Annotated in this window: 17 protein-coding genes and 1 tRNA gene; 11 read left to right on the forward strand and 7 right to left on the reverse strand. The window is 41.8% G+C overall.

Annotated features, from left to right (window positions below; translation table 11 throughout):
* Window positions 1-477 precede the first annotated feature (477 nt).
* Complete coding sequence (gene rpoB, locus WMO31_RS06805) at window positions 478-4203, forward strand: DNA-directed RNA polymerase subunit beta (RefSeq protein WP_337943666.1); 3726 nt, start codon at window positions 478-480, stop codon at window positions 4201-4203.
* A 15-nt stretch (window positions 4204-4218) separates the two neighbouring features.
* The gene (gene rpoC / locus WMO31_RS06810) at window positions 4219-7812 is read left to right on the forward strand and encodes a DNA-directed RNA polymerase subunit beta' (RefSeq protein WP_101106262.1); all 3594 of its coding nucleotides are present in this window, start codon (window positions 4219-4221) and stop codon (window positions 7810-7812) included.
* A 291-nt stretch (window positions 7813-8103) separates the two neighbouring features.
* On the opposite strand, the gene WMO31_RS06815 is transcribed toward rpoC, so the two are convergent.
* On the reverse strand, window positions 8104-8298 hold the full coding sequence (locus tag WMO31_RS06815; protein ID WP_015522832.1) for a helix-turn-helix domain-containing protein: 195 nt from the start codon (window positions 8296-8298) through the stop codon (window positions 8104-8106).
* A gap of 222 nt (window positions 8299-8520) precedes the next feature.
* Entirely contained in the window at window positions 8521-8946 is a 426-nt protein-coding gene (ruvX, locus tag WMO31_RS06820; protein ID WP_101069809.1) for a Holliday junction resolvase RuvX, read from the reverse strand.
* Window positions 8947-9182: 236 nt separating this feature from the next.
* Between ruvX and WMO31_RS06825 the strand changes: the two genes are divergently transcribed.
* Window positions 9183-11507, forward strand: coding sequence for a SpoIIE family protein phosphatase (locus WMO31_RS06825; RefSeq protein ID WP_367999436.1), 2325 nt, complete (start codon window positions 9183-9185; stop codon window positions 11505-11507).
* Window positions 11508-11710: 203 nt separating this feature from the next.
* Here WMO31_RS06825 and WMO31_RS06830 read toward each other — a convergent pair whose 3' ends face one another.
* Together WMO31_RS06830 and WMO31_RS11225 are read right to left on the reverse strand one after the other, a co-directional pair.
* Window positions 11711-12139: a hypothetical protein gene (locus WMO31_RS06830; protein WP_367999437.1), complete on the reverse strand. Its 429-nt coding sequence runs from the start codon at window positions 12137-12139 to the stop codon at window positions 11711-11713.
* 50 nt (window positions 12140-12189) lie between these two features.
* The gene (locus WMO31_RS11225; protein ID WP_369077045.1) at window positions 12190-12348 is read right to left on the reverse strand and encodes a zinc-ribbon domain-containing protein; all 159 of its coding nucleotides are present in this window, start codon (window positions 12346-12348) and stop codon (window positions 12190-12192) included.
* Between the two features lie 162 nt (window positions 12349-12510).
* Here WMO31_RS11225 and WMO31_RS06835 point away from each other — a divergent pair, with 162 nt between their 5' ends.
* Together WMO31_RS06835 and WMO31_RS06840 are read left to right on the forward strand one after the other, a co-directional pair.
* A complete protein-coding gene (locus WMO31_RS06835) occupies window positions 12511-12834 on the forward strand; it encodes a helix-turn-helix domain-containing protein (protein WP_117838689.1) in 324 nt (107 codons plus the stop codon).
* 219 nt (window positions 12835-13053) lie between these two features.
* On the forward strand, window positions 13054-13995 hold the full coding sequence (locus WMO31_RS06840) for a DUF6788 family protein (protein ID WP_367999438.1): 942 nt from the start codon (window positions 13054-13056) through the stop codon (window positions 13993-13995).
* 234 nt (window positions 13996-14229) lie between these two features.
* Here the strand turns inward: WMO31_RS06840 and WMO31_RS06845 are convergent.
* A tRNA-Ile gene (locus tag WMO31_RS06845) sits at window positions 14230-14306 on the reverse strand.
* A 249-nt stretch (window positions 14307-14555) separates the two neighbouring features.
* Between WMO31_RS06845 and WMO31_RS06850 the strand changes: the two genes are divergently transcribed.
* The 5 genes from WMO31_RS06850 (at window position 14556) to WMO31_RS06870 (ending at window position 18763) form a co-directional block, all read left to right on the forward strand.
* Complete coding sequence (locus WMO31_RS06850) at window positions 14556-15845, forward strand: DUF1015 domain-containing protein (RefSeq protein ID WP_367999439.1); 1290 nt, start codon at window positions 14556-14558, stop codon at window positions 15843-15845.
* Window positions 15845-16309: a pyridoxamine 5'-phosphate oxidase family protein gene (locus WMO31_RS06855; protein ID WP_367999440.1), complete on the forward strand. Its 465-nt coding sequence runs from the start codon at window positions 15845-15847 to the stop codon at window positions 16307-16309. Before WMO31_RS06850 ends, WMO31_RS06855 begins: the two co-directional genes overlap by 1 nt.
* A gap of 44 nt (window positions 16310-16353) precedes the next feature.
* Window positions 16354-17322 (forward strand): asparaginase domain-containing protein, encoded by a 969-nt coding sequence (locus WMO31_RS06860; protein ID WP_367999441.1) that lies wholly within the window; start codon window positions 16354-16356, stop codon window positions 17320-17322.
* A gap of 184 nt (window positions 17323-17506) precedes the next feature.
* Window positions 17507-18337 (forward strand): DUF6973 domain-containing protein, encoded by an 831-nt coding sequence (locus WMO31_RS06865; RefSeq protein WP_303806929.1) that lies wholly within the window; start codon window positions 17507-17509, stop codon window positions 18335-18337.
* Window positions 18338-18346: 9 nt separating this feature from the next.
* Entirely contained in the window at window positions 18347-18763 is a 417-nt protein-coding gene (locus WMO31_RS06870; RefSeq protein ID WP_303666749.1) for a hypothetical protein, read from the forward strand.
* A gap of 74 nt (window positions 18764-18837) precedes the next feature.
* On the opposite strand, the gene WMO31_RS06875 is transcribed toward WMO31_RS06870, so the two are convergent.
* Window positions 18838-20139, reverse strand: coding sequence for a cation:proton antiporter (locus WMO31_RS06875; RefSeq protein WP_046432991.1), 1302 nt, complete (start codon window positions 20137-20139; stop codon window positions 18838-18840).
* Window positions 20140-20332: 193 nt separating this feature from the next.
* Window positions 20333-20908 (reverse strand): TetR/AcrR family transcriptional regulator, encoded by a 576-nt coding sequence (locus WMO31_RS06880; protein ID WP_294440530.1) that lies wholly within the window; start codon window positions 20906-20908, stop codon window positions 20333-20335.
* Between the two features lie 311 nt (window positions 20909-21219).
* Between WMO31_RS06880 and glgB the strand changes: the two genes are divergently transcribed.
* Window positions 21220-23490 carry a 1,4-alpha-glucan branching protein GlgB gene (gene glgB, locus WMO31_RS06885; protein WP_367999442.1) on the forward strand — a complete coding sequence of 757 codons (2271 nt, stop codon included), beginning with the start codon at window positions 21220-21222 and terminating at the stop codon, window positions 23488-23490.
* The last annotated feature ends 44 nt before the right edge of the window (window positions 23491-23534 follow it).

Here is a 23534-nt window from a genome sequence, read left to right on the forward strand (position 1 = left end):
TCCAAAGCATTTATTATATAAAATTCATATTTACAAATATTTACAAAAAATTGGCTTGTTTATTTTGGCTGTTCAACCAAAACAAACGGTAGCCTTGCGACTGACGGTATAGGTGAATGGTGGTTTACCTACACTGTTTAAAACCATACACCGTGTCGGGTGTTGCATTTGGATGTAAAAAATAGCCCGAAAAGAAAAATAATTCTTTTCGGGAAATAAAACCTGTAAAAATATAAAAAAGTCAGTAAAATCCGAAAAAAATCCGAAAATTCTCTTGACTTATTGATTATTTCAATATAGAATAATAAAATGTACCATAATGGGGATATGTACCGAAGAGGTCGGGAAAATCCGCAAAAAACTTTATCCGACAAGGGGATATTATCACAAAAATCCTTTTGTGTCAAGAGCTTTTTATGAGCAGATTTTCAGTACCGCTTGCCCCGTTTCATAGATTTTTTAAGGAGTGATACGCCTATGGTTAATGTCAAACCCGTAAAGCTTGGCAACACCGAAAGAATGAGTTTTGGTAAAATCGATGAAGTAATTGATATGCCTAATCTTATCGACATTCAGAAAGCGTCATACAAATGGTTGCTTGACGAAGGTCTTAAAGAAGTATTTAAAGATGTTTCGGGCATTACCGATTATCAGGACAACCTTGTTCTCGATTTTATCGACTACACACTTGATGTTGATCACCCGAACTACAGCGTAATTGAGTGTAAGGTTCGTGATGCAACATATTCAGCTGCTCTCAGAGTAACCGCAAGACTTTTGAACAAGTCAACGGGTGAAATCAAAGAGAGCAATGTATTTATGGGCGATTTCCCGCTGATGACCGCAAGCGGCACATTCGTTATCAACGGTGCTGAGCGTGTTATCGTTTCACAGCTTGTAAGAAGCCCGGGCGTTTACTATAAAATGGATCACGATAAAACCGGTAAGGAACTGTATTCAACAACGGTTATCCCGAATCGTGGTGCATGGCTTGAGTATGAAACCGATGTAAACGATGTTTTTTATGTTCGTATTGATAAGAACCGTAAGCTTCCCGTTACATCATTCATCAGAGCACTCGGTCTTGGCACGGATGCCGAAATTCTCGACTATTTCGGTGACGATGAAAGAATGAGAGCTACTATCGAAAAGGATGCCGCTTCAAATGTTGAAGAAGGTCTTATCGAGGTTTACAAAAAGCTCCGTCCGTCTGAGCCTCCGACAGTTGACAGTGCGCAGACACACATAAACAACCTGTTCTTTGACCCCGGTCGTTATGATATGTCAAGAGTAGGCAGATATAAATACAACAAAAAGCTCGGTATTGCAAACCGTCTTGAAGGTCAGGTTCTTGCAGAGCCGATTGCCAACCCACGCACAGGCGAGGTTATGGCTCTTCGTGATGAAAAAATCACAAAGGAAAAGGCTTTTGAAATCGAAAACGCAGGTGTTAAGATTGCCTATGTAAAGGCTGCCGATGAAACAATCGTTAAGGTTATTTCAAACGGTATGGTTGACATTGCTTGCTATGTTGATTTTGACGCAGAAGCAGAGTGTGATATCAAGGAAAATGTTCGTTTTGATGTTCTTTGCGAAATTCTTGATTCCTGTGAGAATGAGGATGACCTCAAGGAAATGCTCAGAAGCCGTGCAGATGAGCTTGTTCCTAACCACATCACGGTTGACGATATCTTTGCAACAATCAACTACCTCAACTGTGTTGCTCACGGTGTCGGTAATACAGATGATATCGACCACCTCGGCAACAGAAGAATCCGCTGCGTAGGCGAACTTCTTCAGAACCAGTTCAGAATCGGTTTCTCCCGTCTTGAAAGAGTTGTAAGAGAGAGAATGACAACCCAGTCACAGGATATGGAGTCGCTTTCACCTAACTCACTCATCAATATCCGTCCCGTAACAGCGGCAATTAAAGAATTCTTCGGTTCTTCACCGCTTTCACAGTTTATGGATCAGGGTAACCCACTTGCAGAGCTTACCCACAAGCGTCGTCTTTCAGCCCTCGGTCCGGGCGGTCTTTCAAGAGATCGTGCAGGATTTGAGGTTCGTGACGTACACTACACACACTATGGCCGAATGTGTCCTATCGAAACTCCTGAAGGTCCTAACATCGGTCTTATCTCATATCTTGCTTCATTTGCCCGTATCAACAAGTACGGCTTTATCGAAGCTCCTTATCGTAAAATTGACAAGGAAACAGGCGTTGTAACCGACGAGGTTGTTTATATGACAGCCGATGTTGAGGATAACTACGCTGTTGCACAGGCTAACGAACCGCTTGATGAAAACGGCAGATTTGTTCATTCAAGAGTCGTAGGTCGTTACCGTGACGAGTTCGTAGAGTATTCTCCCGAAAGATTCGACTTCATGGATGTATCTCCTAAGATGGTTGTATCTGTTGCTACGGCTATGATTCCGTTCCTTGAAAACGATGACGCAAACCGTGCTCTCATGGGTGCGAACATGCAGCGTCAGGCAGTTCCGCTTCTCCGCAGTGAAGCTCCTATCGTCGGTACAGGTATGGAGTACAAGGCAGGTACAGACTCAGGCGTTTGTATCCTCGCTGAGGAAGACGGTATCGTTATGAGCGTTGACGCCCGTAACATTCGTGTACAGTATTACTCGGGCAGAGTTCAGGACTTTGAGGTTATCAAGTTCCTCCGCTCTAACCAGGGTACATGTATCAACCAGCGTCCTATCGTGTCAAGAGGACAGAGAGTTAAGAAGGGTGAAGTTCTCGCAGACGGTCCCGCTACCGAAAACGGTGAAGTTGCTCTCGGTAAGAACGCTCTCATCGGCTTTATGACATGGGAAGGTTACAACTACGAGGATGCTGTTCTTATCAACGAAAAAATCGTTCGTGATGATGTTTATACATCAATTCACATTGAAGAATATGACACAGAGGCAAGAGATACAAAGCTCGGACCCGAAGAGATTACAAGAGATATCCCGAATGTAGGTGAAGATGTTCTCAAGTATCTTGACGAGGACGGTATCATTCAGATCGGTTCTGAGGTTAAAGCAGGCGATATCCTTGTCGGTAAAGTAACTCCAAAGGGTGAAACAGAGCTTACAGCCGAGGAAAGACTCCTTCGTGCAATCTTCGGTGAAAAGGCAAGAGAAGTCAGAGATACATCTCTTCGTGTGCCTCACGGTGAATGCGGTACTGTTGTTGATGTTAAGGTGTTTACCCGTGCAGACAGCAGAAACGAACTCCAGCCCGGTGTAAACAAGGTTGTAAGAGTTTACCTTGCACTCAAGAGAAAAATCAGCGTAGGCGATAAGATGGCAGGTCGTCACGGCAACAAGGGTGTTATTTCAAGAATTCTCCCAATGGAAGATATGCCGTTCCTTCCTGACGGTACTCCGCTTGACATCGTACTTAACCCGTTGGGCGTACCTTCTCGTATGAACATCGGTCAGGTTCTTGAGGTTCACCTCGGTTATGCCGCAAAGGCACTTGGCTGGAAGATTATGACTCCTGTATTTGACGGTGCTCATGAGCAGGACATTTTCCAGTGTCTTAAAGACGCAGGTTACAGCGAGGACGGTAAGACATGGCTTGTTGACGGCCGTACAGGCGAGCGTTTCGATAACCCTGTAACAGTAGGTTATATGTACTACCTCAAGCTTCATCACCTCGTTGATGAAAAAATCCACGCAAGAAGCACAGGTCCTTACTCTCTCGTTACACAGCAGCCACTCGGCGGTAAAGCCCAGTTCGGCGGTCAGCGTTTCGGTGAGATGGAAGTTTGGGCACTTGAGGCTTACGGCGCTGCTTATACACTTCAGGAAATTCTTACAGTTAAGTCGGACGATGTTGTCGGCCGTGTTAAGACCTACGAGGCTATCGTTAAAGGTCAGAATATTCCTGCTCCGGGTATTCCTGAGTCATTCAGAGTTCTTATTAAGGAACTCCAGTCACTTTCACTTGATGTTCGTGTTCTTAACTCTGACGGTGAGGAAATTGACATTAAGCAGAAGTTTGATGAGGACGAGGATATTGTTGATGCAACAAATCCGGAATTTGAAGAAGACCATGTAATGACATCAATGGACGGCTACACTCTTGACGAGGGCGGCGAAGAAGGCAATATGTTTGACGATTCACTTGCCGATGTTGAAGAGGACAGCTACACATCGGATGATTTCAGCGATGACTTTGGCAGTGACGATATGTAAGGAGGAAATGCAATGATAGATAATAATGTTTTTGACTCAATTAAAATCGGACTTGCTTCTCCTGAGCAGATGAGAGAATGGTCTTACGGCGAAGTTAAAAAGCCCGAGACAATTAACTATCGTACTCTCAAGCCTGAAAGAGACGGCTTGTTCTGCGAACGCATTTTCGGACCGACAAAGGACTGGGAATGTCACTGCGGTAAATACAAGAGAATCCGTTTTAAGGGTAAAATCTGTGACCGTTGCGGTGTTGAAGTAACCCGTTCAAAGGTCAGAAGAGAGCGTATGGGACACATTGAGCTTGCCGCTCCCGTGTCGCACATTTGGTATTTCAAGGGAATTCCTTCAAGAATTGCCCTTATGCTTGATATTTCTCCCAAGCTTTTGGAGAATGTACTCTATTTCTCACAGTACATCGTAACAGATCCCGGCGACTGCCGTGACCTTGCAAAGTATCAGTGTCTTACCGAGGGTGAGTACAATGATATGCGTGAGAAGTATGAAAATGACTTTGAAGCAGGTATGGGTGCCGAGGCAATCAAAAAGCTCCTTGCCGAGATTGACCTTGATGCTCTTTCCGCTTCACTTAAAGAAGAACTCGAAACTGCATCGGGTCAGAAGAGAGTAAGACTCCTTAAAAGACTTGATGTTGTTGAAAGCTTCAGAATGTCGGGCAACCGTCCCGAGTGGATGATTCTCGATGTTGTTCCGGTAATTCCGCCGGATATCCGTCCTATGGTTCAGCTTGACGGCGGTCGTTTTGCAACAAGTGACCTTAACGACCTCTATCGCCGAGTTATCAACCGTAACAACAGACTTAAAAAGCTCCTTGAGCTTAACGCACCTGAAATCATCATCCGCAACGAGAAGAGAATGCTTCAGGAATCAGTTGACGCACTCATCGACAACGGCAGACGAGGCAGACCGGTTACAGGACCTAACAACCGTGCCCTCAAGTCACTTTCGGATATGCTTAAAGGTAAGCAGGGCCGTTTCCGTCAGAACCTTCTCGGTAAGCGTGTTGACTACTCAGGCCGTTCGGTTATCGTTGTAGGACCTGAACTCAAAATGTATCAGTGCGGTCTTCCTAAGGAAATGGCACTTGAACTCTTCAAGCCGTTCGTTATGAAACGCCTTGTTGAAACTAAAGCAGAGCAGAATATCAAATCAGCAAGAAAAGCTGTTGAGCGTGCAAAGGACAATGTTTGGGACGCACTTGAAGTTGTAATCAAGGGACACCCTGTTCTCCTCAACCGTGCTCCAACACTTCACCGTCTTGGTATTCAGGCATTTGAGCCTGTTCTTGTTGAAGGTCGTGCTCTTAAACTTCATCCGCTCGCTTGTACAGCATACAACGCTGACTTTGACGGCGACCAGATGGCTGTCCATGTACCTCTTTCGGCAGAGGCACAGGCAGAAGCAAGATTCCTTATGCTCGCAGCAGGCAACCTTCTCAAGCCTTCTGACGGTCAGCCTGTTACAGTTCCTACACAGGATATGATCCTCGGTTCTTACTACCTTACACTTGATAAGGACGGTGAGAGAGGCGAAGGAAAGGTATTCCGTGATGTTGATGAAGTTATGATGGCTTATCAGACAGGCGTCATCGAGCTTCACTCAAAAATCAAGGTTCGCCGTGAGCTTGAAATTGACGGAAAAATCGAATCCGGTATTGTAGACACAACAATCGGTAAGATTATCTTTAACAATCCTATTCCTCAGGATCTCGGCTTTATCGACAGAAGTATCCCCGAAAACAGATTCAAGTTTGAGGTTGACTTCCTCGTTGGTAAATCGGGTCTTAAGAAGATTATCGATAAATGTATCAAAATTCACGGTCCGGTAAGAACAAGCGTTGTTCTTGACCACATTAAGGCACAGGGCTATAAGTATTCTACAAAGGGTGCTATTACCGTTGCCGTTTGTGACGCAGTTATTCCTCCTCAGAAGAAGGCGATTATTGCCGAGGCAGAGAAGGAAGTTGATGTTATTCGTGATGAGTTTATGATGGGTCTTCGTTCAAACGAGGAGCGTTACGAAGAAGTTCTTCGTATCTGGGAAAAGGCTACTAACGATGTAACCGACGCCCTCCAGAAAAACCTTGACCGCTACAACCCAATCTTCATGATGGCTGACTCAGGTGCCCGTGGTAGTATGAGCCAGATCAGACAGCTTGCAGGTATGCGTGGTCTTATCGCCAACACATCAGGTAAAACAATCGAAATTCCTATCAGAGCTAACTACCGTGAAGGCCTTAACATCTTGGAGTACTTTATTTCATCTCGAGGTGCTCGTAAAGGTCTTGCCGATACAGCTCTTCGTACAGCCGACTCAGGTTACCTTACCCGCCGTCTTGTTGATGTATCACAGGAAGTTATTATCCGTGAAGAGGACTGCGGTACTACAGAAGGTCTTGAAATTTTTGACATCAAAGCAGGCGAATCGAATGTTATCGAGGGACTCCACGAGCGTCTTATCGGAAGATATCTCCTTGATGACTTCTGCGATTCTAACGGTAATGTTCTTGTTTCAAAGGATGTTATGATGGGCGACAAAGAGGCTGACATCATCGTTAATTCGGGTGTTGACCACATCAAGATTCGTTCGGTACTTGAATGTCGTGCAAAACACGGCGCTTGCCGTAAGTGCTACGGTTCTAACCTTGCCAACCGTCAGCCTGTTACTGTCGGTGAGGCTGTCGGTATTATTGCCGCTCAGTCAATCGGTGAGCCGGGTACACAGCTTACAATGAGAACATTCCATACCGGCGGTGTTGCATCTGCTGAAGATATCACACAGGGTCTTCCGAGAGTTGAAGAGCTTTTCGAGGCTCGTAAACCAAAGAGCCTTGCAATCATCAGTGAAATCGACGGTGATGTTCGTTTTGAAGAAATCAAAAACGCAAAGCACGCTGTTATCTTTAACAAGGAAACAGGCGAAGAAAGAGCTTACCTCATTCCTTTCGGTTTCCGTGTAAAGGTATTTGACGGCGACCACATCAAAAAGGGTGACAAGATTACCGACGGTGCTGTTAATCCGCACGATATACTCGATATTCTCGGACCCGAGGCAGTCATGAACTACCTTATTTCGGAAGTACAGAGTACCTACCGTTTACAGGGTGTTGAAATCAACGATAAGCACATTGAGGTTATCGTTCGTCAGATGATGCGTAAGGTTAAGGTTGAGGACGCAGGCGACACAGGCTTTATGTCAGGTCAGACCTACGACAAGAACGAAGTTCTTTACGAGAATGAGCAGATTAAAAAGCGTATTGCCAACGGCGAAGAAGGTCTTCGTGAGGCAACATTCACTCAGCTCCTCCTCGGTATTACAAAGGCAGCTCTTGCAACAGACAGCTTCCTTTCAGCCGCATCATTCCAGGAAACAACAAGAGTTCTTACAGATGCCGCTATCAAGGGTAAGGTTGATCCGCTCGTCGGTCTTAAAGAGAATGTTATCCTCGGTAAGATTATCCCTGCAGGTACAGGTATGCAGAGATATGCAGATGTTCAGCTTGAGAGTAATTCTGAGGCAGAAATCGTTGAGAATGACGATACAGACGATGTTATCGTTGCTCTTGAAGACGATGAAATTATGGACTTCTGATTTAACTGAAAACATATAATGTATAAAAAAACCACGGTATGTGCCAAATGGTGCATACCGTGTATTTTTTCGTTTGCAAACTGTCTGCCCGACCGCAATTTTCAATTTTCCATTTTCCATTTTCAACTTTCAATTTTAAAAAACTTTCGCTCGGGCATAATAAGTTTTTTGATATTACAAACTATCTACACGAATTGGGTACGGCGGCTCGCCGTATCGCAAATAAAAAAGTCGGGAAACAGAAATTTTGCATTGAAAATCTGCTGCCCGACTTTAATTTTTAATTTGTAACTATTTTCTGCCGAGAATGTAATCTGTGGAAACTTTGTACAAATCAGCCAGTTTAATTAAATGCTCAACAGGAATTGACTGGAATCCTCTTTCGTAGCGTGAATAGACCGTCTGCTGAATTCCTAAATATTCGGCAACTTCACTTTGTTTCATATCATGATCTTCTCGCAAATCACGCAGTCTTTTAAAATACATATTATCACCCTGCATAGTATCTATCGGTACTATTGACTTTATCATAAATGGGTGATATAATGATTTTATAGTACTTAAAAGTACTAAAGCATTTAACTTAAAAGCACGCCGCAGTTTCAAGTGAGAAAAACTGCGGCGTGCTTGAATTTTAGGTTATAAAATTCTCAAAATGTACATTAAATAACCCTCCGAAATCATCGGAAGGGTAAATCTTTTATGATTTTATTTGTTTAAGCCCGATTTTCTTTTGTCAAGATAATCCTGAAGAATTATTGTGGCGGCAACCTCATCAACGACATTTTTACGCTTTTTTCCTCTTGTATTTGTGGTGTTGAGAAAATTGTGAGCCGTAATTGTTGTTCCACGCTCATCCTGCATAACGCATTCAATGCCTGTTTCATTGCTCAGATTTTCGGCAAACGCTCTGGCATTCTGTGCGCTTTCGCCCTCACTGCCGTCCATATTTTTCGGAAGTCCCACAACAATAAGCTCGGCTTTTGTTTCTTTGGCTGTATTTGACACCTTTTCAAGCAACTGTTTCGGTGACTTTTCAAAAATAACCGTATATGGCGACGCTAAAAACTCGGTTTTGTCGCATACGGCAATGCCTGTGCGTGCTTTTCCGAGGTCAACTGACATTATAATCATTTTGTTTGTCCTTTCACTTTGGTTTACTCCATTATAATGCAAAATGAGAATTTTAACAACGGCTTTTTTTAATGTTGAACAATCTTTTGCGTAATTACTTTATTAAGTTTTTTCAAAGCTTTGTTTCTACAAAAGAATATAAAAATTCTCATTCACAAAAAGACAAAACTGTTACCCATAATATCCTATAATAAAAATACAAAAAGAAGTAAATCATTAAAGGGATGTTGATTTTTATGGAAGCAAAAACTACTTTGGCTCGCAGACAGGACGCTGTTCAGAGCGATTTTATGCGGAAAATGCTCACAAACGCAGGTTGTCTGCTCTGCGGAATTTTGGTGTCACGGGGAGCGGTTCTCGGAAGCCTTGCACCGTTCGGGGCGTCATTTACGGCGGCAGTTCCGAGAAAATATCTTTTGTCATCACTCTTAGGCACGGCATTCGGCTATGTCCTGCTCAAACCCTCGGATAGCTTTCGTTACCTTGCCGTTGTGGCGGCAATAGGCGGTCTGCGGTGGCTGCTCGGTGATCTTGACAAGGTTACCAAAAGCAAGGTTTTTGCTCCGCTTGTGGCATTTGTTCCGATTTTTGCAACGGGTGTTTCGTTGCTTTTCGTAAGCACAAGCACGCTGACAACCTTTGCCGATTGCGTAACCGAGGCGGTAATTGCAGGTGCGGCGGCATATTTTATCAGCACGGCATTGCACCTTGCAGGCGACAACAGAAGTTTTGAAGTTTTTTCGCAACAGGAAACCGCAAGCGTGGTTATGTCGGGGTGTATCCTGATTCTGGCTTTCGGCAGTATTGCGTGGCAGAATATCTCGCTCGGCAGAATTATTGCAATGCTCGTCATTTTGCTCTGTTCACGCTACGGCTCGGTTACGGGCGGTGCAATCAGCGGAATTTCAACAGGGGCGATTTTCAGCATTGCGGCAAGAGAGAACGGCTACATCTGCGGAGGTTTTGCATTCGGAGGACTTATGGCGGGGCTTTTTTCACAGCTCGGAAAATTGGGCTGTGCGATTGCCTTTGTAATCTCAAACGGTGTGATGTGCCTTGCGTTCGGTTCGCAGTTCGGAACACCGTCTGGTGTGCTTGTTGAAAGCCTTGCCGCAAGTGCGGTGTTTATGGTTCTTCCGAAAGAGGTCGGCAATGTGATTTCGCCCGTGTTTTCAAGTGACAAAAATACATCGCTCGGAGAGGCTCTGCGAAAAAATATTGTTATGCGACTCGACTTTGCCTCAAAGGCAGTCGGCAATGTGAAAAACGATGTTTCAAAAGTTTCTGAAAAGATGAAAAAGCTCTATTCGCCCACATTTGACGCTGTTTGTGAGGGTACAAGAAATGAAGTCTGCGAAACTTGCGGACTGAAAATGTACTGCTATGAACACAAGGGCGGTGTTACCCGTGACGATTTTGCAAGGCTTGAAGAGTATCTTGAATCGAACGGGACAATAGGCGAAAGAGATGTTGAAAAATCTTTCGTAAAAAACTGCTGTAAAAAAGGCGAAATTGCCCGTTCAATGAACGCAAACTACCGTGAATATCAGTCGGCGCTTGAGGCACAACAAAGGATTACCGATGTGCGGAGCGTTGTTGCAGGACAGTTTTCCGGAATCGGCGATATTCTCCACGATTTGGCTGATGAATTTCGCAACACAATGCGGTGCGATAACGAATCTGCACAACGGATAATCAGCGCCCTCACAAGCCTCGGTGCAATTGTTGAGGAGTGCATCTGCCTTGTGTCAAACGGCGGAAGAATGAGCGTGGAACTTACGCTCTCGAATAAGTCCGAAAAGCTTTCTAAGGGCGAGGTTATGCGTGAGATTTCACGCTGTTGCGGAAGAAGATTTGACCTTCCGACAATCAGCCGTGAGGGCAACAGAATCCGTATTGCAATGTGCGAAATGCCCGTGTTTGATGTTGAAATCGGAAGCGACCAGCACACCGCCGACAACGGTAAGCTCTGCGGTGACTGCATAAATTATTTCAATGACGGTTTCGGCAAAACTTATGCGCTCGTGTGTGACGGTATGGGTACGGGTGGCAGAGCTGCCGTTGACGGCAATATGGCGGCGTCTGTTATGACAAGACTGCTAAGGGCGGGACTTTCAGCCGACAGCTGTTTGCAGATTGTGAACTCCGCCCTCATGGTGAAAAGTGAGGACGAATCGCTTTCAACGGTTGATGTTACAAGTGTTGACCTCTACACCGGCAAAACCACTTTTAAAAAAGCAGGCGCACCCGTAACATTTGTAAAGAAAAACGGCAGGGTAACGGTTCGTGAAATGCCGTCGCTCCCTGCAGGAATTCTAAACGGTATAAAATTTTCAACCGACACGGTAAATCTGACAACTGGGGATATGATTGTTATGGTATCAGACGGTGTAATTACGGGCGATGACAAATGGCTCGAAAAGCTTATTCGCACATGGAATGAGGGCAGTACCCAGGATCTTGCAAAGGCTGTTGTTGACGAGGCGGTAAAGCACCGTAAGGCTGACCGTGAGGACGATGTCACCGCCGTTGCAATCAGAATTACGGAGAACGGACATTGATTCAAATTAAGTTAAAAATTGAAAAACAGAAAATATAGCGAGGTTAATGGGACACACGCAAGTAAAGGCACAGAATTTATGTAAAATAAAATTATATAGATGTCAGTAAGTTACCGATGTTTAGTAGTGGAGAACACGGTTCGCCGCTACATTTTAATATCCACACAAAAACAGGCTGTACGCAATCTGTACAGCCTGTTGCTTTATGGCTTTCTTGTGCCGCAACCGCATGTTCCGACATAATTTTGATTTATCTTTCCACACTTTGGACATTGCCAAACATCGGTTTGAGCTGAAATCGGTTCAAAATTCGGCTTTTGACAACTACAGTTTGAGCAGTATCTTATGTTGGCAGGATTTGAATTTCCGCATTTCGGACACAGCCATTTTGTACTTACATTCGTTTTTTTGCGGCTTTCTTTTGTAATATAACTGTCAAATGCTTTATTTGCCGATGCGTTTACTTTTTGAATTGCACATGCAAAAATTATTGCAATTATTTCGAGAAATGCCGCAATCATCATACCTGTGAGATTTTCATCACGGTGATGATCTATATAAGATGATACATTCATTATAAATACGATTGTTGAAACAATTTCTAGAATAATAAATATAACTATATATACCATTCGTTCAGGGTGCTTTGCGCGGAAATCGGCAATAAATTCTTCTTTGTTTTTTATTGGTTCTTCATGCTTTTCGGTATGCTGTACATTATAATTTTGATTTGCTTTTTGATTAGAAAATTATCTGATACAACATTTCCTATTTGTGCGCCGCAGTGCTGACAAAATACACTTCCGTCGGCAATTTGTTTGCCGCATTTTTGACAATACATAAATAATTCCTCCTTAAAATTACTGTGAAAATTCACAGCTCATATGAGAATTATAATGCAGATTTTCACACTTGTCAATTAAAAATCTAAAATTTCTCATAATTTTAAACAAAAATTCGCAAAATACTTATAATTAAGTTATTAAATATATGAGGTGATATTATGATTGGTGAACGCTTACAGGAACTTCGCAAAGACCACGGCGTGTCGCAGGCACAGCTTGCAGAGCTTTTGGGCGTGTCACACTACACAATATCATCTTACGAATGTAACCGCAGTGACCCCGACGATAATTCAAAAATAATCATTGCAAAACTTTTTGATGTGTCGGTTGACTATCTCATCGGTCTGATTGACGAACCGCTCTCGTTTAACCGAAACATTCGCTCTGTTTCTCTTCCGCAGTCATTTACAAAAGAGGAATGTGGCGATGTGCTTGACTATATAAAGTATCTCGAATTCAAAAAGAGTAAAATTAATGAATAAAAACACCCCTTATCCGCGTGTGAGATAAGGGGTGTTTTGGAATTTGTTGGTGTTAATGGATTTCATAAAAGAACTTGAGTAGGATATAATATGTTTGAAATTTATTATTGGGGAACGAATTAGGCTTTAAAATGCAAAAATGTTCCCCAAGGTGCATTGACTGTTGGGGAGAATTGTATTATACTTTTACAAGAGAATGTACCCCAAAGGAGAATTATAATGGCCGCAAAATACAATGAAATACAAGAGTTACTAAGAAGCCGTGCTGACCTTAATGCAAGGTTAAATTTAATGCCGTATGACGGAACTCCCGAAATTAAGGAACGAGGTAATGAAAAATATCTTTATGTGAGAAAGCGTGTTGCAGGAAAACAGACATCAACTTATGTAGGTGCATATACGGAAGAATTATATAATTTGCTCCTCCGCAATGCCAGAGAAGCCCGTGAAATCAGGAAAGAACTTCGCAGTATAGATAAACAACTTGCAAATGCGGGATATTCAGAAGATGAACTTGCTTCTGATGTTATAAACAATATTGCGTTTGCCCGTGCAAATATGAAAATGAATATATATGATCAGGCTGTTCTTGAGGGTGTTGCTACATCATTCCCACAAACTGAAGAAATCATAGATAACGGTAAAATTTCTGGTGTGACTGCAACAGATGTTCAGAAAATTTTGAATTTAAAACACGCATGGGAATTTATTTTGGATCGTGATGTAATAGCAAGTCGTTCCGATTACTATATGCTCAGCCATATAGCAAGAGTTGTTAATGAAGGATTTTTTGCGGAAGGCGGAAGAATTAGAGGAGTTCCAGTTACTATCGGAGGTTCTTCATATGTTCCACCGTTGCCTAATGAGTTGGATGTAAAAGAAAAAATCCGTGAAATTATAGAAGAAAGTGATGAAGTTATCAATACGGCAATTAAGTTATGCCTTTATTGTATGAAAACACAAATATTTCTTGACGGTAACAAGCGTGCCTCTGTAATTTTTGCAAATCACTATCTTATTTCACACGGTGGCGGATTTTTGGTGATTCCTGAAAAGGAAGTGCCTGAATTTAAAAGACTGCTTGTAAAATACTATGAGGGTGAAGATATAACCGTAATTGCAGATTTTATGAAAAAGTATTGTTGGAAAAAGATAGAGTAAAAACAAAAAAAGAAAGTACCCGTTTGGGTACTTTCTTTTTTGGTGCGCCAACAGGTGTTTTATCTATCTAAGTTATTCTACCTCGCTTGTTGCGGCTTGTTCAAAGCTAAAAATTCATCAACGCTCTCGCTAAAAACAGTCCGCCGGACTGTTTTCTTAACGCTCGCCTTCGAGTCCCTGTTCACGCATAACGGTAAAATAAAAAGAAAGTACCCGTTTGAGTACTTTCTTTTTTGGTGCGCCAACAGGGACTCGAACCCCGGACCGACCGGTTATGAGCCGGTAGCTCTAACCAACTGAGCTATTGGCGCGTATTCTGTTTTCATTTGACAAGATGTTTATGCAATGTCAAATATCGTAATCAGCTTACGCAAAAAATATTATATCAAACTTTCCTTTGATTGTCAATGATTTTTCTGCCGTAATATTCATTGTGGTTTTGCACAGTAAATTTAAATAAACTTACTTTTCACTTGTTCAAATCAACTGCTTGTGTTATAATTGCCTTATACGGACGGTGAAGATACACTTGACCGAAAAACAATTTGGAGGTTTTTAATATGGCAGAAATAAAAGCGTTCAGAGGAATGCGTTACAACACGGAAAAAGCAGGCGAAATTTCTCAGCTTTGCTGTCCGCCTTATGACATCATAAGCGAGGAACAAAGACTCGGTTATATCAGTGAAAACGAGTATAATATCATTCGGCTTGAGCTTCCGAAAGAGGGCGAAAACCCGTATCAGACAGCAAGAGAAATCCTTGATATGTGGCGGAACAGGGGTGTTCTTGTGAGCGAGGACAAGCCTGCAATCTATGTTTATGAGGAAGAATTTACGGCTTACGGCGAACGCAAGAGCATCAAGGGTATCATCGCCCGTGTTCATCTTGAAGAGTTTGAAAAGGGAATCATTCTTCCGCACGAGTTCACTCTTTCAAAGGCCAAAGAGGACAGACTTAATCTTATGAAGGCAACAAACTGCAATTTCAGTCAGATTTATGCCCTTTATATGGACAGCGAGCATACAACTCTTGCAACAATTGACAATGAATCTAAGGACACACCAAAGCTTGAATTTACCGACGGTGAGGGTGTTACTCACAGACTTTGGATTGTTACGGATGAAAATGTAATCACAAAGCTTTGTGCAGATTTTGCCGACAGAAAGCTCTATATTGCAGACGGTCACCACCGCTATGAAACCGCTTTAAACTATCGAAACTACTGCCGTGAAAACGGTCTTTCAAAGGTTGGCGATCCCTGTGATTATCAGATGATTTACCTTGTTGACATGGAGTATCCGGGACTTGTTGTATTCCCGACACACCGCCTTGTGCGTGATTTGCCGGACTTTAATGTTGAAAAAGTTCTTGACGGTTGCAGGGAATATTTTGATGTTACCGAAATGAACGGTACGGACAATATGGAAAGCGAGCTTGCAAAGCTCTATGACGAGGGCAAAAAGGCATTCGGATTCTATGTCGGAAACGGAAAATGGTACAGGCTTGTGCTGAAAAATCTTGACATTATGGACAAGCTTCTTCCCGAATTGAGTGAACCGTCAAGACAGCTTGATGTTACCGTTCTCCATTCACTTGTGCTTGAAAGAATTTTCGGCATTGACAAGGAAAATATGGCAAATCAGATTAACCTTACATACACAAAGTTCTTCTCAGAGGCTGTTGAGGGCGTTGACAACGGCAAGTTTCAATGCTCGTTTGTGCTTAATCCGACAAGAGTAACCGAAATCCGTGATGTTGCCGCCGCCGGCGAAAAAATGCCGCAGAAGTCAACATATTTCTATCCGAAGATGATTACGGGCATGGTTATGAACGATATCGGAGTTGAATAATGAACGAAAAGACGCGTAGAAAAGACAGGGAAACTACCGAAGAAAGAGCCTATGAAATCCTTAAAAACGGTGAATACGGCATTTTGTCAACAATCGGGGAGGACGGCTATCCCTACGGTGTGCCTGTAAATTTTGCCGTTGAGGGCAACAAAATTTATTTCCATTGCGCTCCGAATTCGGGGTTGAAACTGAAAAATGTTGAATACAGCAACAAGGTTTCGTTCTGCACGGTTCAAAACAACAGAATTGACGGTACAAAACTGACTTCAAAATACGAAAGTGCGATTGTGTTCGGTACGATTGCAAAATCGGTTAAAAACAAGAACAGAGGTCTTGAACTGATTGTTGAAAAATATGCTCCCGAATTTATCGAAAGCGGAAAAAGGTGCATAGAGAAATCGGGCAGTATGACAGGCGTTTATGAAATCACAATCGAAAAAATCACGGGCAAGGAAAATAAATAGTTTATTTATAACCTTTAAGGGCAGAATATGAAAGAGGTGAGTATATGAAAATTCTTGTTGTTTTTACGGGCGGTACAATCGGCTGTGTGCGTAAGGGCGAGGTGCTTTCGCCCGACAATGAGCAGAAATATATGCTCACGCAGATGTATCTTGACAGGTACGGCGATGTTGATTTTGACACGGCTGAGCCTTATACCGTCCTCAGCGAAAATCTTGAGGGCTGTCACATGAACCGGCTTGCCGACTGTCTGCAAAGCTATGATTTGAACAGCTATGACGGCATTGTTGTAACTCACGGAACGGACACTTTGCAATATACATCTGCATTTCTTGCTTATATTTTTGACGGCTTAAATGTGCCGATTGTGCTTGTTTCGGCAAATTATCCGCTAGATGACAGCCGTTCAAACGGCTTTGAAAATTTTGTCGGTGCGATTGACTTTATAAAATCAGGCAGCGGAAACGGTGTTTTTGTTTCGTATAAAAACGCGGACTTGCCCGTGACAATTCACAGAGCGTCAAGACTGCTTGCACATTCGGCATACAGCGACGAACTGCACAGCATTTTTGACGAAAGCTACGGAAAAATTCAGAACGGAATTTTTGTGAAGAATACCCGTTATAAGGCATCAAAAAGCGAGTTCACATTTGATGAAAGCGTCCGACTTTCGGATAACAGCAATGTGCTTAAAATTTCAGCAACGGTCGGTATGCAGTATCCTGAAATTACGGAAAATGTAAAAGCCGTTCTCCTTGAGGGATTCCATTCGGGTACGCTGAATACAGACGGTAAGGCTTTGAACGACTTTTGTCAAAAAGCAAAAGCAATGAATATTCCCGTATTTTTGACGGGTGCGTGCAAGGGCTTTTATTACGAAAGCAAGCTGAAATTTGATGAGCTTAATATAAAAGTTCTGCCTCCTGCATCCCCGATTGCAATGTACATCAAGCTGTGGCTTTTGCCGAAAAGTGAATTTGACAAGGCTTTTTTGCCCTGTGCAGAAGATTTTTAATGTTAAGTTTTATAACATTTTAATAAATTAATCATATAATATATTAAAAAATAACAAAAATAATTTTTGATATTGACTTATAAAAACGAATAATATATAGTAATATTTGCAAGTTATTGATTTTATAACGATGCGCATCAAAAGATTAATAAAATTGCAATTATTACATACAGGAGATGGTTTTATGAGAATAATCAAGAAAAAATTTTCAATTGCTTTATGCTTAATGTTGGCAATTGCAATGTGTAGTCTTTCTATCGTTAATACAGCTGCGTTATCAATGCTTTCTGCTGATGTGGCTGATAACAGCGATTTAAAAACCAAAATTGGATATATAGATTTTTCATATTGTTATAAATCAAAAACTTTGGGTGAAGATGTAAAACAAGATCTTAAAAATGTCGAAAAATATATAAAACAAACAAAAAAGTATTCTTTATCTGATTTGAATAAATTAATAAAAAAGGCTGATAAAGTGTCCTTTAATACATATTCAACTAGCAAAGGAACTGATTATAGTAAATACTTGCCAACATCAAAGGTTCAATTGAACAGTTATGAAAAGAAAGTCTTTAATAGTAATCCTACCTATGGTATGGTTGTATTGGTTCAGGCGGATTATGCGAATAAACAAGAAAAAAATAGATTTGGTTCAAATACTATGGGAACAAATGGGGATGCTTTTCGACATGCATTGTGGAATGCGATGGGTGCACGCGGAACAAGTGTAAAATATATGGAACAGTTCGCAACTGCCCATGAAAAAGGTTCGAGCAATTATAATCCTAAAAGCGTAGATACCCAAATGGATTTGAAAAATAATGCTATCGGAAGAAATTTGTTAAAATCCATGAAATTTCCAAATAGACCACCTAATGGAATGACAATACCATTTATTATAACAACGAATATAGCAAATGCTGTTAACAGTGGTAAAATGGTAAGATATGTAGATGTAAAAAAACAAAAAAAGTATAATAAACTTATAAAAACAAATTCTTCATCTAAAAATTAAGGAGGAAAAATGAGAAAAAGTTTGGCATTGACAATTTCGTTAATTATTGTGTGTCTGTTTGCAGTAGGTTGTTCGCAGAGCGAATTCAAGCCGAATGACAGTATTGCAACTGAAATAAGCAAAATTCAGAATACCGAAAAGGGAATTTCGCTTGATTCATATGCAGACAGTTGGGATAAGGTTATTATTGATTCGTCATATGATGTGAAAACAGCTGTCGAAAATCTAAAAATCAAAAATGCCGAAAAACTGTCGGTTACAGGTGTTGACGATACATTGGTCATTGCTTTTATCAAAGATAATTCAATTACCGAATACGCTTTGATTGATAACAAAAACAAAGAAGTGTTTGATATTCTTTTTGATTATATGTATCAAAACACAAACAAAATTTATTCTAAAGGAACACTGTTTGAGAAAAATTAATAAAACCGCATAAATAAGAATAAGGACAAATGACTTGATGACTGTCATTTGTCCTTTTAGGTTATTGTATTAAATTATTCGTCTTTGCTTTTATCTTTGAAATTATCTTCTGTGATGTTGTAGGTTGCACCGACAACTTCCTGAGTAAGATACTTTTCGTTTTCGGCAAGCTTTTCCGAACGGTTGTCTGCCTCCTCATTTTCTTTACCCGGCCATTTCTTGTAAACTACCTTGAGAAGAATAGGTGTTGCAAGCGATGAAACGATGATGAGAATAATAATAGGAGCAAAAAACTGCGGTGCCATAAGACCTGTGTCAAGTCCCTTCTTGGCAACGATAAGACCGACCTCACCACGGTTCATCATACCTACGCCGATTTTGAGCGAGTCGGGCATATTGAATTTGCAAAGCTTTGCCGTACCGCCGCAGCCGATAACCTTTGTCAAAAGTGCAACTGCAACGAGTGCAATTGAGAACCAGAGCATTGAAAGGTTGAAATCGTTAAAGCTTGTCTGAAGTCCGATACTTGCAAAGAATACAGGTCCGAAAATCATGTACGAGCTGACATCCATCTTTCTTTCAATGTACTGTGAATCCTTGATGTTACAGAGGATAATACCTGCAACATATGCGCCTGTAATGTCTGCAATTCCGAAAAATTCTTCCGCACAATATGCACACGCAAAGCAGAGAACAAGACCGAAAATCGGAATTCTTCTTGAGTGCGGCCAGAGCTTGTCGAGCCACTTGAAGAGAAAATAAAGTGCAAAGCCGAGTACAAATGCAAGAACAAAGAAAAGTACAATGTTGATGCAAACGGACGCAGGCTGAACATCGGGGCTTTTGAAACCGATTACAACGGTGAGAAGTACGATGCCGATAACATCGTCTATAATTGCGGCTGAAAGAATTGTTGTTGCAACCCTTCCTTTCAGGTGTCCCATTTCTTTAAGAGCCTGAACAGTAATACTAACCGAGGTTGCCGCAAGGATTGTTCCCATAAATACAGCCTCAAGCATCGCAAGGTCACCGTCACCAAAGCCGAATACAAGGTAAACAGCCGCACCGCCTGCAACCGAAACGATTACACCGGCAAACGCAACAAGCAAGGCAACAGGTCCTGTTTTGATAAGCTCTTTAAGATCCGTTCCCAGACCTGCCGAGAACATCAGCAATATAACGCCGATTTCAGCCATACCTGAGATGAATCCGTCATACGAAACAAAATTAAGCATACAAGGTCCTACGATAAGACCTGCAATAATCTCACCCACAACCTGTGGTGCGCCGAGCTTTCTGGCAACAATACCGAGAAGCTTTGCCGCAACAAGGATTATGGCAAGATTCTTCAGAATATCAAGTGTGTTAATTTCCATAACTTCTTTTTCGGACAGACTTCAAACGCCTCATAAACGGCAGTCTGACCGACTCTCCTTTCTCTCTTATAAAACCGAATATATTCTATCACAATCGACAGCAATTTTAAATAAATATTTTGAAGTTCGACAAAAATCGCACTTTGCACAAATTAATGAATAATACAGCTTGAAAAATATGCAAAAAGTATTTTTATGTATTATTGCTTTTAAGGTTTGGAATGCTTGCTTTTATGAGTTTTGTCATATGCTCGGAAATCACTGAAACCGATTCAATAAGTTCATCCGAATAATCGTTTGTGTTCTCCTGATTTTCAACAAAGGCATAGTATCCGCCGTAGATTGCGTAGTCAAGAAGTGTGCAGAATTTCTTATCGTTTATATATTCCGGGCAGTTCTCGAAAATCATATTTTTCAATGATTTTGAAAGCTTTACTATAAGATTGGGATGTTGTGAACCGGAAAAAACCGTGTTTGTCAGTGCCTTGTTTTCGGTCATTGCACCCAGAAGATTGCGATAAAATTTTACGGGCTCGTCAATCATCATCTGCGGATTGCTTATGGTACTTACAATGCCGTCAACTACCTCGCTTTCAATTTTATCCGAAAGGTCGAACATATCTTCATAATATGTGTAGAAGGTCGATTTATTTATGAGTGCTTTTTCACAAAGCTCCTTAACGGTAATTTTGCGCAGTTCTTTTTTTGAACGCAGATTTACAAATGCGTCAAAAATACTTTTCTTGCTTTTCATAACTCTTATGTCCAAAGATAATCACCTGATTTTAAAATTAGTCGGTTTTCCAACGAAAGTAGCGTAATTGTCGCTTGTTTATGCTTTCGTTATTGTATATTATAACAGTATGGGATAAGTGTGTCAAAAATAAAAATTACGGATGAAACACGCATTCTCTGACTATTTTTTGGAACGATTTTCACAGCAACTGACAATATTTCAGGCGAATCGACAAAATTATTTACATAAAAATCGTTTTTACCACTTGTATATTTGGTGAAAATATATTATACTATACTTGTATTATTGAAGAACTGCCTACAATCGCAGAAAAGAGGGTTACTATGGCTTTTAAAATCAATGACGAAAGAGCGCCGCTTGATCAGTTTTTACAAGGCGAATCTGTTCGTGCTTATGAATTTTTAGGCTCACACTTTGTGAACTGGGACGGCCGTCAGGGCGTTGTTTTCAGAGTATGGGCACCGAACGCATTGTCCGTTTCGGTGGTCGGTGATTTTAACGACTGGAACAATGACGCAAACTTTATGTACAAAATCTCGGACGGCGGCGTCTGGGAGTTGTTTATTGAGGGAATTCCCGAGTTTGCCTGCTATAAATATTGTGTCGAAACCCCGTGGCATGAGAGAAGGCTCAAAACCGATCCTTATGCTTTTCATTGTCAGACTCGTCCTGACAACGCATCCCGTGTTTACGAGATTGACGGCTACGAGTGGCATGATGAAAAGTGGTATGATTATAAAAAAGAGCATCCGCACAAGAGTATGCCTGTCAATGTTTACGAGGTAAACGCAGGTTCTTGGCGTAAGTATGAGGACGGCAATGTTTTCAGTTATCGCAAGCTTGCTGATGAGCTTATTCCTTATGTTAAGAATATGGGCTACACTCACATTGAGTTTATGCCTCTTACAGAATATCCGTTTGACGGCAGCTGGGGATATCAGGTTACAGGCTACTTTGCCGCAACATCCCGTTACGGTGAGCCGAAAGACCTTATGTATTTTGTGGACAGATGTCATGAAGAGGGCATCGGCGTTATCCTTGACTGGGTTCCTGCCCACTTCCCGAAGGACGCACACGGTCTTGGCAGATTTGACGGTACAGGCTGTTATGAATATGAAGATCCCCGTATCGGTGAACACAAGGAATGGGGTACATATATCTTCAATTACGGCAGATATGAGGTAACAAGCTTCCTCCTTTCATCTGCAATGTTCTGGCTTGACAAGTATCATGTTGACGGTATTCGTGTTGATGCCGTTGCATCAATGCTTTATCTTGACTACAACAGAAAAGACGGCGAGTGGATTGCAAACGCATACGGCGGAAGAGAAAACCTTGTTGCCGTTGATTTCCTGCAGAAGCTCAACACGGTTGTACATATGTTCCACCCCGAGGCTATGATGATTGCCGAAGAAAGTACGGCATGGCCGAATGTTACACGCTATCCGATTAAGGATATGGGACTCGGCTTTGACTACAAGTGGAATATGGGTTGGATGAACGATATGCTTTCGTACATCTCACTTGATCCGTTGTGGAGAAATTATCACCACGACACACTTACATTCAGCATGGTTTATGCTTTTTCCGAGAACTTTATGCTCCCGATTTCTCATGATGAAGTTGTTTACGGCAAGGGTTCTCTCATCAATAAAATGCCCGGCGACTATGACATGAAGTTCAGCGGTGTGAGAGGTTTCGTAGCGTATATGATGGCTCACCCGGGTAAGAAACTTATGTTCATGGGCAGTGAAATCGGTCAGTTTGACGAGTGGAATGCGAACGAGGAGCTTGAATGGAACCTTCTTTCATTTGAAAAGCACCGTCAGCTTAACCTTTTCTTTGCTGAGGTAAACAAGTTCTATCGTGATGTTCCTGCCATGCATGAGAACGACTATGATTGGGACGGTTTCCAGTGGATTGCACTTGATGACTACAAGAACAGCATCATTTCGTTCCGCAGAATTGCTTATGACGGCAGTGAAATCATCTGCGTATGTAACTTCCAGCCTGTTCAGCACGATAACTATGTTGTTGGTGTGCCCGAATACGGTATTTATGAAGAAGTGTTCAACTCCGAGGCTGAAGAATTCGGCGGTTGCGGAATCAGAAACGAGGGTGAGCTCAAGGCTAAAAAGAAGAAAGACCACGAGCTCAACTATTCAATGGAAATCACAGTTCCGCCGCTTGCTGTTATGTATTTCAAGCTTAAAAAGAAGCTGGCTCTTCCCGTAAAGAAAAAGACTACGGCAAAGAAGGACGCCGCTCTTGCAAAGCTTAAAGCCGAAAAGGCAAAGAAATCGGCAAAGGCTGCTCCGAAAAAGGAAGATAAGGCAGAAAAAGTAAAGGCTGAAGCAAAGTCTGCAAAGGCAGAAGCAACCGCTGAAAAGGTTGAAAAGAAAGCCGAACCCGCTCCCGAAAAGCCCGTTAAAAAGGCAGTAAAAGCAGTTAAGGAGGAAACTCCTGCTCCTGCTGAGGTTGAGAAAAAAGCTGAAAAAACAGAAAAAGCAGTTAAGACTGAAAAAGTCGAGAAAACCGAAACTGCCGTAAAAGCTGAAAAGCCTGCCGAAAAGAAAACAACAGCTAAAAAATAATCAAAATATTACAAATTATTTGTGCCGACGGATTTTTCTGTCGG

The organism is Ruminococcoides intestinale (assembly GCF_040095935.1).
Taxonomy (GTDB): domain Bacteria; phylum Bacillota; class Clostridia; order Oscillospirales; family Acutalibacteraceae; genus Ruminococcoides; species Ruminococcoides intestinale.